Here is a 13,319-nt window from a genome sequence, read left to right on the forward strand (position 1 = left end):
CTCCCACAGGTAAAGCGCCGCTCTCGAAACTGGCGATGTACCTGTGGGAGCGGGCTTGCCCGCGAAAGGGCCCTGCGCCTCACCCCGTGACCACCCTGCCCTCCAGCACCTGCGCCGCACACCGGGCAATCCGCCGGCAAGCCTCGGTAAGGGCCTCGGCCCCCAGCACCAGCCCCAGGCGGATATGCCCCGCCGCACTCGGCCCGAACGCCTCCCCCGCCAGTACCGACACGCCATGCTCCTCCAGCAGCAGGCTGGAAAACGCCTGGGCGCTGAGGCCGGTCTGGCGGATATCGACCATCACGAACATCCCGCCATCGGGCTTGAGCGCCTTCACCCCCGGGCAATCGGCCAGGCATGCGCAGACCAGGTCGCGCCGCTGCCGATAGGCCTCGCGCATCGCCTCAAGCTCCGGCAGGCGCTGCTCCAGCGCCACCACTGCGGCATCCTGGATGAAGTCCGGTGAGCCATACAGCATGCACAGCGCCAGGTTCTCCAGATGGCAGGCCAACGCTGGCGAGCCGACCACCCAGCCGATTCGCCAGCCCGTCATGGCGTGCGACTTGGACAGACTGTTCAGCGTCGCCGTCCTGTCGGCCATGCCCGGCAGGCTGCCAGGGCTGATGTGCTCGCCTTCGTACAACAGCTCGCTGTACACCTCGTCGCTGATCAACCACAGGTCATGGGCCACGCACAACTCGGCCAGCGCCTCCCAGGTGCTGCGCGGCAGGCTGGCGCCGGAGGGGTTGTGCGGGCTGTTCAGGGCCAGCGCACGGGTACGCGGGGTGATGCGCGCGGCAACATCCTCGGCCTGCACGCGAAAACCATGCTCGGGCTTGACCGGCACCGGCACCACCGTGGCGCCACAGGCGCCGAACACAGCCTCGTAGGTGACGTACATCGGCTCGGCGACGATCACCTCGTCACCCGGATCGAGCACGCACTGGGCCACGCAGAACAACGCGCACTGGGCACCGGCCAGCACCGTCACCTGATCGGCATCGACGGCCTGGCCGCTGCGCTGCTGGTGGCGCCGGGCGATGGCCTGGCGCAGGGCATGCTTGCCGCGCACATCGGAGTAATGGGTGTGGCCGTCCTGCAGGCTGTCGATGGCGGCCTGGACGATCGGCGCCGGGGTGTCGAAGTCCGGGTCGCCCACCGACAGCAGCAGGATGTCACGGCCCTGAGCCTGCAGCTCGAGGGCGCGGTAGTGGATCTCCCAGGCCGCAGCGCCGTCACCGGCGATGCGCTGGGTCAGCTTGGAAAAACGCATGAAAAGCCTCCATCAATGGGCGCTGGCGTGCCTGAGTTCGATCAGGGTGACGCCGTTGCGCGAGAATCCGTTCCTGAGGTCCTGCTCCAGCTCATCGAGGCTGCCGGGCTGCGCCACGGCGCAGCCGAAGGCACGGCCCAGGCCGATGAAGTCGGGGTTGCGCGGCAGCACGCCGATGGGTTCGATATCCAGGCCCAGCATGTCGTCGCGGATCTGCCCGAGCGCATCGTTGTTCCACAGCAATACCACCAGCGGCCGGTCCAGTTCCTCGACCGCCGTGGCCAGCTCCTGCGCGGTGTACAGGAACCCGCCGTCCCCCACCAGCACCAGACCTGGACGCTCGCCCCCGGCGAACATGCCGCCGATCCCCGCCGGTAGACCATAGCCCAGGGTTCCGTACCCCGTGGGATGCAGCCAGCTGCGCGGTGTCTTGCTGGGGAAGGCGTAGTTGCCGGTGTAGGCCAACTGCGTCATGTCGGTACTGATGAAGGCATTGTCCGGCAACGCCCGGGCCACACGATCGAGAATGCCCTGGTGCAATCGCTGCAACGGCCCATGCCCTGCCCTCACCGCCTCGCGCAGACCGGCAACCGCATGGATAGCCGCCGTGGCATCGCGGCGAATATCCGGCAGATGCTCCAGCACCCCGGCCAGGGTCAGGCGCGCATCACCCTGCAATGCCAGCGCGCACGGGTAGAAATCGTTGAACTTGCGCGGGTCGATATCGATACGAATCAATTCGCCGTTGATCGGCAGGCGCTCGCGCCAGAAATCGGTGTCGGCCATCTCGGTCCCCACCGCCAGCACCACGTCCGCCTCGGCGATCATCTGCCAGCCCGGCTCCACACACAGGCTCGCACCGGCACTGAGCGGCGCCTCAGGCGGCAGCAGCCCCTTGCCTGCCACGCTGGTGAACACCGGTGCAGCCAGGCGCTCGCTCAGTGCAGACAGCTCGGCCCCCGCCTGCAGTGCTCCACCGCCCGCGATGATCATCGGGCGCCTGGCAGCGGCCAGCCTGGCCGCCGCCTGATCCAGCACAGTGCGGTCCGGCACGCTGCGGCCAGGGCGGCGTACCACCTCGGCGCTCCAGTCACGCGCCACCGCTGCCGACAGCACATCCAGCGGCACCGAGATATGCACCGGCCGCGGCCGCTCGCTGTCGAACACCGCCCAGGCGCGGGCGATCAGCTCAGGCAGGTCTTCCGGGCTCAGGGCCAGCGCCGAGAAAGCGGTGATCGGCGCGGTCATCGCGCGTTGGTCCTGAGTCTCGTGCAGGCAGCCCCAGCCTTTGCCCAGGCTGGCGCTGTGGTTGACGCTGGAGATCACCAGCAACGGAATCGAGTCGGCGTGGGCCTGGCCAATGGCAGTGGCGGCATTGGTCACACCGGGGCCGGTGATGACGAAGCACACGCCCGGCTTGCCGCTGATGCGCGCATAGCCGTCGGCCATGAAGCCTGCGCCCTGCTCGTGGCGGGTCAGCACATGGCGGATACCACTGCCAGGCAGGCCGCGATACAGCTCCAAGGTGTGCACGCCGGGAATGCCGAACACGGTGTCGACGCCATAGTTGGCCAGCAATCGGACCAGGGCCTGGCCGCCGGTCAAGGGTTTGTCATGCATGTTCATCTCCTCGGGCCTGGCCCAGGCGGATCAGTGCATCGACCGCCGTGGTGGCATTGGCGCCGACCATCAATGGGTTGACGTCCAGCTCCAGCAACTGGCTGGCGTTTTCGCAGGCGTAGTCGGCCACCGCGCGGATCGCGGCCACCAGAACATCCAGGTCGGCCGCCGGACGCCCGCGGAAACCCTGCAGCAACCCGGCGCTGCGCAGCCCGAGCAAGGCCGCGCGGATGGCGCCATCGGTGGTGGGCAGCAGCAGGCTGGTGCTGTCCTTGAGCAATTCGACCAGCACCCCGCCCGCCCCGATGACCAGTGCCAGGGCAAAGCCGTTCTCGCGCTTGATGCCGACGATCAGCTCGGCCAACGCTGGCTCGGCCATCGGTTCGAGCAGTACTCGATCGAACGGCACCTGTGGCGCGTGGGCATGGATACGCTCGCGCATCTGGTGCAGCGCCGCCTCGAGCGCCCGGCCATCACGCAGGTTCAGCGCCACCGCGCCAGCTTCGGTCTTGTGCGGCAACTGTGCGCTGACCGCCTTGAGCACCAACGGAAAGCCGACAGTGGCCGAATCGGCCAGCGCCGAACCGGGCGTGCTCAGCCGCCCATCCGGGACCGGCAAGCCAAAGGGGCGCAGGGCCTGCTTGGACTGCCACTCGTCCAGCAAGCGGGTCTTGCCAGTCAGTGCCTGCGGGCACAACGGCACCAGCGCGGACTCGCCCAACGCCAGCAGGCGCTGTCGATTGGCCTGGTACTCAACGATCCGCCCCCAGGCCGCCAGGCCATCTTCCACGCCCTGCAACGCCGCGATGCCATGGGCATGCAGACGCTCACGGGCGCTGGCCGGCAGCAGCTCGGGGAAGGCCGAGGTGACAAAGCCGATCTTGCCGTGACGCGCCAGGGCCTGGCAGTACAGCGCCAGCAGCAGGTCGCACTCCTTGCGCTCGCCGGTGAACTCCGCCGGATAGTCGAGCACCAGCATCGCCGCATCGGCGTCGCTGCGCAGGGCGCTGTCGAGCATGCGCTGCAGCGCCTCGCCGTCGCCCCAGATGGCCGTGGTGAAGTCCAGCGGGTTGACCAGGTTGGCGTAGCTGGGCAGCACCTGGGCCAGCTCATCGACCTGGGTCTGCTCGAGCTTGGGCAGGCTCAGATGGTTGCGCTCGGCATAATCGGCGATCAGCCCGGCGTCACCGCCCGAGCAGGCCAGGGCAATCAGCCGGTCGCCCTGGGGCAACTGCCCGCAAGCGGCGGCCTTGAGGGTTTCGACGAAGCTTACCGGGCCGCTCACGCGAATCACGCCCAGGCGCTTGAACAAGGCGTCGTACAGCGCGTCGGAGCCAGACAGCGAGCTGGTGTGGCTGAGCGCAAGTTCGGCACCGATCTGCGACACGCCGGTCTTCAGCGCGATAATCGGCGTGCCGCGCTCCAGCGCCTTGTGCGCGGCGCGGGCAAAGCCGGGCACGTTCTTCAACCCTTCCAGATGCAGGCCGATGGCGGTGACGCGCGGATCGTCCAGCAGCACATCCATCAACTCGGCCACGCCCAGCTGCGCCTGGTTGCCGACCGAGGCCATGTAGGCCACCGGCAGCGAACGGTCGCTCATCGACAGGTTGTAGGCGAAGTTGCCGCTCTGGGTGAGGATCGCCACGCCCTTCTCGACCGTCTTGCCACCATGGGCGACCGGCCACAGCGCGGCGCTGTGCAGGTAGTCGAGCAGGCCATAGCAGTTGGGGCCCAGCAGGGCCATGCTACCGGCCGCCTGCAGCAGGCGCTGCTGCAAGGCCTCGCCCTCGGCGCCACTTTCGGCGAAGCCCGAGGCATAGCAGATCGCGCCGCCGGCACCGAGCGCGGCGAGCTGGTCGACGCAGGCCAGGGTCAGCTCGCGGTTGGTGGCGATGAACACGGCATCCGGGCCGCACGGCAGCTCGGCGACGCTGGCCACGCACGGGATGCCATCGATGCTGGTGTGCTGCGGGTTGACCAGCCACATCGGGCCCTGGAACCCGCCTTCGGCGCAGCGCTTGAGGGCGCGGGCCATGCTGCGGCCACCGACGAAGGCCAGGTGCCGCGGCGCCAGCAGGCGCTTGAGGTTGTCACGAATCGACTGCGACATGAGTGTTCTCCAGCCCGATCAGCGCAACAGAGGGCGCAGCAGTTCGCGGGAAATGATGTGCCGCTGGATCTCCGATGTCCCCTCCCAGATCCGTTCGATTCGCGCGTTGCGCCAGATCCGCTCCACCGGCCCTTCGTCCATAAGGCCCATGCCACCGAAGATCTGTACCGCTTCGTCGGCGACCTTGCCCAACACTTCGCTGGCGAACAGCTTGGCCATGCCGGCCTCGCCATCGGTCATGCTGCCCTGGTCCATCTTCCAGGCGGTGTGCAGGGTCAGCAGCTCCGCAGCGCGGATCTGCGTGGCCATGTCGGCGAGCTTGAACGACACGCCTTGATAGCTGCCGATCGGTTGGCCGAACTGCTTGCGATCCGCCGACCACTGCAGCGACAGGTCCAGTGCACGCTGGGCCTGGCCGACGCAGTTGGCGGCGACCATCACCCGCCCGGCGGTCAGCCAGGCGTTGGCCACTTCCCAGCCCTTGCCGACCTCGCCCAGCACCTTGCTGGCGGGCACCTTGCAGTCGTCGAAGAACAGCTCGTAGGTGTGATAGCCACGGTTGCTCACGCACTTGGGCCCACGGCGGATGGTCATGCCGGGGGTGCCGCGATCGACCAGGAAAGCGGTCACGGCATTGCGCTTGCGGCCGTTGTGCTCGTAGGTGTCGGTGACGGCGAAGACGATGGCGAAGTCGGCATGCCCGGCATGGCTGATGAAGTGCTTGCTGCCGTTGATCACGAAGTCGTCGCCCTGGCGCACGGCGCGAGTCTTGATGGCGTTGGCATCGGAGCCGGCGCCAGGTTCGGTGAGGGCGAAGCAATCGATCTTCTCGCCCTGCACGCTGGGCAGCAGGTAGTCGTTGATCTGCTCATCCTTGCAGGCCATGAGAATCTTCGAAGGGCGTGCGACGAACACGTGCACGGCCCAGGAAACCTTGGACAACTCACGCTCGATCAGCGCCTGGGACAGGTAGTCCAACCCGCCACCGCCGACTTCCTCGGGCATGTTGAAGGCATAGAAGCCTGCGGCGATGGCCTTGCCGCGGATCTGCGCGGCAAGCTCGGGCGACACCGCGTCGGCGCGGTCGACCTCTTCCTCGTGGGGCAGCAGCTCCTTGGCGACGAAACTGCGTACCGCTTCCACCAACATTTCTTGTTCTTGGGTCAGTTGGAAATTCATCTGGCATGGTCCTGAAGAAGGTACTGGGGAGGTGCTGAGAGATCATTTACCGACGAAGTGCGCGGGCCTGCGCTCGACGGAGGCGCGCAGTGCCTCGGCACCGTCCTCGCTGCGCCCGCACAGCAGCCCGGCGGCCAGCTCCGCCGCCAATTGCTCGGCCAGGGTGCGCTGGGCACCGTCGCGGATCAGGCGCTTGGTCTGGGCGAAGGCGAACGTCGGGCCCTGGGCCAGGCGTGAGGCGAGTTCGGCGGTGACGGTCAACAGTTGGTCGTCGGCGCAGACTTCGCCCACCAGGCCTGCGGCGAGCGCCCGTTCGGCGCCCCACAACTCGTCGAGGAACAGCAGGCGCTTGGCCTGCTCGCTGCCGATCAGCCGCGGCAGGTGCCAACTGGCGCCCGCATCGGGGCTGTAGGCCATGCTGGTGTAGCCGGCCTTGAAGCGCGCCGAAGCGCCGGCGATGCGCAGGTCGCAGCACAGGGTCAGGTCCATGCCGGCGCCGACAGCGGTGCCGTTGATCGCGGCGACGGTGGGTTTGTCGAGGGTGTGCAGGCGCTGCATCAGGGCATGGGCGGTTTCGGTCCAGCCGTAGCTTTCCAGGGCGCCGCGGGCTTCGGCCTCGGCCCATTCGGCAAGGTCAGCCCCGGCGCAGAAGCTGCGCCCGCTGCCGGTCAGCACCACCACGCGCACGGCGGGGTCGGCGTTGAAGTCTTCGAGCAGGCTGTGCAGGTGCTTGAGGGTGGGGATGTCCAGGGCATTGCGCTGGTCGGGGCGGTTGAGCGTGATCCAGGCGACACCGGCTTCGAGGGTGGTCAACAGGCTGGTCATGGGAAGCCTCGAGTTGTTGTGGTTGGGGTGGGCTTGGGTGAGATACTAAACGACTGTTCAACAAGGCGGCAATCGGCGGATATGGGGCTGTTACAACTTCGAACAATCGGGGTTTTGGGGTGTTGCGCAGGGCCTTTTCGCGGGCAAGCCCGCTCCTACAGAGATCACATCTGTAGGAGCGGGCTTGCCCGCGAAAAGGCCAGTGGCCTCAGCGAAGATTCAAACCCCAGGCGCCGTCGGCACCAAGGTCTGCGAACGCTTGCGGTTCATCACGAAGTACGCCAGGTAGCACAGGGCAATGAAGCCAAAGCCCCAGTACAGCGACGGCCTCTGCGTTTCATCCAGTGCCAGGAACACGAACAGCGAGCTGCACAGGGTGATGCACAGCAACGGGATCAGCGGGTACAGAGGCGCGCGGTACTTGATGTCCTCGAGCTTGCCGCCCTCGCGCAGGAACGTACGGCGGAAGCGGTATTGCGCCAGGGCGATGACGATCCAGGTCACGGTCCCGGACATCCCGCTCACCGCCATCAGCACCATGAACAAGGTGTCGGCGGCAATGAAACTGGTCATCAGCGACACCAGGGCAAAGCACAGGGTGATGCTCAGCGCACGCAGCGGTACACCGCGCGAGCTCAGTGGCGACAGGCTTTTCGGCGCCATGCCGCTCTTGGACATGGCCCAGAGGATGCGCGTGGAGGCGTACAGCCCGGAGTTGCCCACCGAAAGAATGGCGGTAAGGATGACGAAGTTCATCAGGTCGGCCGCGTACGGGATGCCGACCATGTCGAACACCTGCACGAACGGGCTTTCCATCAGCCCGGCCTGCTGCCACGGCACGATGGCCGACAGTACCGCGATGGCCAGCACGTAGAAGATCAGTACGCGGAACACCACGTTGCGCACCGCCCTTGGGATGCTCTTTTCCGGCTGGTCGGTCTCGCCTGCGGCCACCCCCATGATCTCGCAGCCCTGGAAGGCGTAGACCACGGTCATCATCACCGCGAATACCGCTGGCAGCCCGTTGGGGAACAGCGAGTCGCCAACCAGGTTGTCGAGCATCGGCGCCGGTGCGCCGCTGGTCAGCGGGATGGCGCCGAAGATGACCAGGATGCCGACGATGATAAAGCCCAGGATCGCCGCCACCTTCACCCCCGAGAACCAATATTCGGCCTCACCGAACGCCCGGGTGGCCAGGGCGTTGAGACCGAACAGCACGGCAACGAACAGCGCCGACCAGTACCAGATCGGCACCTCGGGGAACCAACGGGTCATCAGCATGCCGGCGGCGGTGAACTCAAGGCCCACGGTGGTGGCCCAGCTCATCCAGTACACCCAGCCGATCATGAAGCCCGTGGCCGGGCCGATGTATTTCGTCGCGTGGGCCTGGAACGAGCCCGATACCGGCATCTGCACCGAGAGTTCACCCAGGCAGACCATCACCAGGTACATCAGCAAGCCTGCCACCAGGTAAGCCAGGATTGCGCCCATCGGGCCACCCTGGTTGATGGTCACCCCGGAGCCCATGAACAGGCCGGTGCCGATCACGCCGCCCAACGACAACATGAAGATATGCCGGCTCTTGAGCGCGCGCGTGAGGTGGATGCCTTTGCGTTCGGAGGGCTCAGACATGACGCACCTCCGCAATGGCGTTGGGCTGAGCTTTGGGACCTTTCATTATTCTTATCTCCAATAAGCCTGACGGACCGCGAACCACACGGTTGCCCTGGATTATTGGAAAGCGATGTAAGCGGACGTTGAAGCTGAAGATCGAAGATGTAAAAAGTCGTAAGAATTATGTACGACCGCTCTGCATCAGCCGTTCCAGCAACCTGCGTGCCTCGTCCAATGCCCTCTGCAGGGGCTGCTCCAACCCTTGAAGCGCCGGGGCGTCCAGCGCCACCGCCACGGCCTCGACACGCCGCAACGTCGTGGCCAACCCGCACAACCCCAGCGAATCGCTGCTGCCGGCCAGGCGATGGGCCAGGTCCGCAGCCTGGGTGCAATCGCCGAGCCGCAGTGCATCGAGCAATGCCCCGCGTTGCTCGTCGAGCCCTTGGCGCAGCACAGCCAACAGCCCCTGGACCTTCTGCTCCCCCAGCAACTGGCGATGGGTCTGCAGCAGGGCCAGGTCGAGGGCGGTGTCCGGGGCGGTCACTGTCGGCAGCGGCTCGACCTGCGCCAGTGCACGACGCAGGCTGTCCAGGCGCAACGGCTTGGCCAGCACCCCCTGCATCCCGGCTTCCAGGTAGCCGCGTACCACGGCCGGTTGCACGCCCGCCGTCAGGGCCAGGATTCGCGTCTGCCGATTCGGCCCGGCGCCAGCGCGCAGTCGCCGGCACAAATCGACACCGCTCATGCCCGGCAGGTGCACATCCAGCAGCAGCAGGTCGAAGGGTCGTTGCGCGCAGACCGCCAGCGCCTGCGTCGCATCCTCGGCGAAGCTGACACGGTGCCCGTCACGCTCGAGCAAGCCGCCCGCCACCTCGCGGTTGAGCGCCACATCCTCGACCACCAGGATCTCGAGGGCAGGCGAAAGCCCCTGGCTGGCGGACTCGGCGGCAACGTCGCGGCCCGCGGGCAGTTCCACCTCGAACCAGAAGCAACTGCCCTGACCTTCGCGGCTGTCCACGCCGATCCGACCGCCCAGGCGTCCGATCAGGTGCTTGCAGATTGCAAGCCCCAATCCTGTGCCGCCGTAACGCCTAGCCACGGTTTCACTGGCCTGGGTAAAACGCTCGAAGATCCGCGCCTGCATCGCCGGGGCGATGCCGATACCGTCATCGCTGACCTGCACCCGCACCCACTGGCGCTGCGCCTGCAGCACTTGCACCTCGAGGCTGACCCGCCCGCCTTCGGTGAACTTGATCGCGTTGGCCAGCAGGTTGCTCAGCACCTGGCGCAAGTACTGCTCGGCACCGAACTGATGCGCAGCCAGCCGGGTATCGACATGGCAGTCCAGCTCGGTGCCATTGGCCGTGGCGCGGGGTTCGAGCAGCGTCAGCACCTCGTCGCAGAGCCGGCGCAAGGAGAAGTCCACAGGTTCGGGATGGCTTTCGCCCTCTTCCAGGCGGGCAAAGAACAACACCTCGTTGAGGATCGCCGACAAGCCCTCGCCCGCCTTGTACAGCGCCTCCAGACGCCTGCTTGCCTGAGGGTCGAGGCTGCTGCCACGCAGCAACTCGGCCATGCCGAGAATACCGTTGAGCGGGGTGCGCAACTCATGGCTCATGGTCGCCAGGAAGCGCGACTTGGCCAGGTTCGCCGCCTCCGCCTCATCCTTGGCACGCGCCAGGCTTTCGGTGCGCCGCTCGACCATGGCTTGCAACTCGTCACGTTTGCCCTGCAAGGCCAGGCGGTCCTGCTCGCGACGGTCGATATCGCTCAGGATCGCCCGGCGCATGTCGTCCAGGGCATGGGCCACGGTATCGATCTCGTCCACCCGGGCCGAGCGGCGCTTGTCCAGGCGCAGCGGCTCCTGCCAGTGGCCTGCAGCGACACGCCGGGCGAACTCGGCCATCACCTGCAGATGGCGCGTGACCAAGCGATAGAACAACCCCGACAGCGCCACGGCCAAACCGCAGAGAAACACGCTCATCCACAGCAGGCTGGTCAGCCCGGTGGCGAACAGGCGCTGGTGCACCGCGCCCAGGTCGATGCTCACCTCCAGCGTGCCAAGGTGCCTCGTCGGCCCGGTGGGCGGCTGGAAATCCAGGGCGAAGCGCTCGATGCGCAGCGGCCCCGCAGGTTTTGCCTGGCCTTGCAGCAGCTGGAAGTCGCTACTGTCCAGCCGCACCCGTGCCACATCGGAGAAGTCCACCAACCCGCGCAACTGCACGTTGAGCTGCTCCTGGTCCAGGTCCCACAGGCTGCGCTCCAGGCTCGCCAGGTAACCGGCGCGGATCAGTTCCATGCGCGCGTCGATATCGCGCATCTCGCGGCGGTACTCGAAATACAGCTGCACGGCGCTGGCCAGCACGGTGAAGCACAGGCTGAACAGCAGGATGAACAGCAGCAGGCGGCGCAGCAGGCCATCGGCACGCAGGCGGATCATCGTGCAGCTGCCGGTTGCGCGATCATGTCGCGGTAGGTCACTTCGCTCTGATGCAGCCAGTTGTCGATCTCGCCGCGCTCGGTCATTTGCTGCAACTGCGCGTCGATCTCGTCCATGCGCAGGCTCAAGGGGCTATGGCGCGAGACTGCGACACGCAGGTAGTCGACACTCAGCGCCGCAGGCAAGGCCTGGATATCGCCCGCACCGGGCAGGTGCTCGACGAACAGCTCGCCCGTGCGCCGCTCCTGGATCACGAAATCGATGCGCCCGCGAATCAACTTGCCAAAATTCTGCTGGCTGGACGACACCCATTCGATGTTCTGGTGACGGGCAACGAAACGGTCGAAGGCCGGGCCGTAGCTTTCGCCGAACAGCAGCCCGCCGCGATAGCGGGCAAGATCGTCGAGCCGCTCGAAACGTACCGGCCGCTTGCGGTTGACGAACACCGCGACCTCCTCGCGCAGCACCGGCACACGGGAGAAGCGCATGCCTTGGTCACGTTGCTCGCTGCTGTAGGCCAGCACCACATCCACCCGCCCTTCGGCCGCGTCCAGCAGGCAGCGCTTCCAGTTGCCCAGCACCACGATCTGCACCTCCAGCCCCAGGCGTGCGAACAACTCGCGCACCACCGTCGGCGCCAGGCCCCGCACCTGCTTGCCATCACTCCAGGATACCGGCGGGTACACCGGATAGTCGCAATAGCGCACCGGCTGCCCGGCGAACGCCGGCAGGCTCAACAGCCACAGGCCCAGGCAGCACAGGCCGCGCATGATCTCAGGCCGCCACGCTGGCGGTGAACAGATAGCCGGTGCCGTGGATGGTGATGATCAGTTGCGGTTCGGCCGGGTCGTCGTGCAACTTGCGCCGCAGACGGCCGACCAGCACGTCGATGGAACGGTCGTTGGGCACCCATTCGCGGTTACGGATCTGGTCCATCAACTGGTCGCGGCTGAGGGTATGGCCGCTGTTGCGCAGGAACACGCTGAGGAGTTGAAACTCGCCATGGGTCAGCAGGGTTTCACCGCCCTGCGGGTCGATCAACCGGCGCCGGTCGCTGTCCAGCGCCCAGTCGGCGAACTGCTTGAGGCAAGGGCTGGCGATGGCGCCAGGGCGGCTTGCCTGGGCGTGGCGCACACGGCGGATCAGGTTCTTGGCCCGCGACACCAGTTCGCGCGGGTTGAGCGGCTTGATCACGTAGTCGTCGGCGCCGCATTCAAGGCCGACGATGCGGTCGATATCATCGTTGCGCCCGGTGATCAGGATGATGCCGACTTCCGAGCGCACCCGCAGCTCGCGGGTCAGGGTCAGGCCGTCCTTGCCCGGCAGGCGGATGTCGAGCATGACCAGGTCCACCGGCTGGCTGGCCAGGCAGCGCTCGGCCTCTTCGGCAGTGTCGGCGCAGCGTACGTCGTAGCCTTCCCGCGAGAGATAGGCCTGCAACAGGTCACGAATGAGCGGATCGTCGTCGACGACCAGTACCCGAGGTGTCATTGCGTGTGGTCTCTTCTTTGATGTTGTTCTGAAACCCGCGCCAGCAGCCTACCCGGTACTGAACGACCGATCAACAGCCTCCCGGCAGGCTGAAGCGTCGACGCCCACCCGCCTGCAGGCCATCGACCCAGGCCTCGCAGATCTGCACGCCCTGCTCCGGGGTGAAGGTGTTGGGGTTGAGCCCCGACTCAAGCCACAGGCCATCGAGCAAGGCGCTCAGGCTGATCGCGGCGAGGTCCGCGTCGAAGGCCTGCCAGCCCTCCTCCGCTGCCAGCGCCGCCAGCAGCGCGGCCAGTTCGTTGCGGTATTCGGAATAGGAATGGTCGTGCGCCTGGTTGATCGCTTCGGCGGTCTTCACCGCCCCCCAGAAGGCCAGCCAGGCGTCGAGCAACTGCGGGTCGAGCAACTCGGCGCAGAACGATCCGCGAAAGAACGCCGACAGGCGCTCGCGGGCATTGGGTGCGGCCTGGGCCATGGCCTCGCGCAGCAGGCCCATGACCCGCCCGGTCACGGCCCGGTAGGCCTCGGCGACCAGTTCGTCCTTGCCCGAATAGTGATGGCTGATCAGCCCCACCGACACGCCCGCCTCGGCGGAAATCTTGCGGATCGACGCGCCCTGGAAGCCATCGCGCTTGAGGCAGGCCAGGGTCGCCTGGACCAGGATGGCCTTGCGTTCTTCGGGCGCCATGCGGTTGTAGCGGGCTTCCTGGGTCATGCGGATTCTCGTCGCGGCGGGTTGGACTGAACGACTGTACAACAAGGCGCAG

10 protein-coding genes are annotated in these 13,319 nt (G+C 66.7%); all 10 read right to left on the reverse strand.

All coding sequences use genetic code 11. The annotated features are described in order from the left end of the window. Positions 1–79 precede the first annotated feature (79 nt). Positions 80–1,273: a pyridoxal phosphate-dependent aminotransferase gene (locus HU748_RS20635; protein ID WP_186708578.1), complete on the reverse strand. Its 1,194-nt coding sequence runs from the start codon at positions 1,271–1,273 to the stop codon at positions 80–82. Positions 1,274–1,285: 12 nt separating this feature from the next. After that, the gene (locus HU748_RS20640) at positions 1,286–2,893 is read right to left on the reverse strand and encodes a 5-guanidino-2-oxopentanoate decarboxylase (protein WP_186721728.1); all 1,608 of its coding nucleotides are present in this window, start codon (positions 2,891–2,893) and stop codon (positions 1,286–1,288) included. Continuing rightward, positions 2,886–5,003 (reverse strand): acetate--CoA ligase family protein, encoded by a 2,118-nt coding sequence (locus tag HU748_RS20645; RefSeq protein ID WP_186721730.1) that lies wholly within the window; start codon positions 5,001–5,003, stop codon positions 2,886–2,888. Before HU748_RS20645 ends, HU748_RS20640 begins: the two co-directional genes overlap by 8 nt. Before the next feature lie 18 nt (positions 5,004–5,021). Next, a complete protein-coding gene (locus tag HU748_RS20650) occupies positions 5,022–6,182 on the reverse strand; it encodes an acyl-CoA dehydrogenase family protein (protein ID WP_065863505.1) in 1,161 nt (386 codons plus the stop codon). A 42-nt stretch (positions 6,183–6,224) separates the two neighbouring features. Next, positions 6,225–7,007 carry an enoyl-CoA hydratase-related protein gene (locus HU748_RS20655; protein ID WP_186721732.1) on the reverse strand — a complete coding sequence of 261 codons (783 nt, stop codon included), beginning with the start codon at positions 7,005–7,007 and terminating at the stop codon, positions 6,225–6,227. 219 nt (positions 7,008–7,226) lie between these two features. Next, a complete protein-coding gene (locus tag HU748_RS20660) occupies positions 7,227–8,639 on the reverse strand; it encodes an amino acid permease (RefSeq protein ID WP_186665258.1) in 1,413 nt (470 codons plus the stop codon). A gap of 163 nt (positions 8,640–8,802) precedes the next feature. Continuing rightward, positions 8,803–11,061 carry an ATP-binding protein gene (locus HU748_RS20665; RefSeq protein WP_186721734.1) on the reverse strand — a complete coding sequence of 753 codons (2,259 nt, stop codon included), beginning with the start codon at positions 11,059–11,061 and terminating at the stop codon, positions 8,803–8,805. Then, positions 11,058–11,831, reverse strand: a complete 774-nt coding sequence (locus tag HU748_RS20670; protein WP_186665260.1) for a transporter substrate-binding domain-containing protein — start codon at positions 11,829–11,831, stop codon at positions 11,058–11,060. The genes HU748_RS20665 and HU748_RS20670 overlap by 4 nt, the downstream gene beginning before the upstream one ends. 4 nt (positions 11,832–11,835) lie before the next feature. Further along, positions 11,836–12,552: a response regulator gene (locus HU748_RS20675; protein WP_186711618.1), complete on the reverse strand. Its 717-nt coding sequence runs from the start codon at positions 12,550–12,552 to the stop codon at positions 11,836–11,838. Positions 12,553–12,622: 70 nt separating this feature from the next. Further along, entirely contained in the window at positions 12,623–13,267 is a 645-nt protein-coding gene (locus HU748_RS20680; RefSeq protein ID WP_186665264.1) for a TetR family transcriptional regulator C-terminal domain-containing protein, read from the reverse strand. Positions 13,268–13,319: the final 52 nt, after the last annotated feature.

It is taken from the genome of Pseudomonas sp. RW3S2 (assembly GCF_014268955.1).
Taxonomy (GTDB): Bacteria; Pseudomonadota; Gammaproteobacteria; order Pseudomonadales; family Pseudomonadaceae; genus Aquipseudomonas; species Aquipseudomonas wayambapalatensis.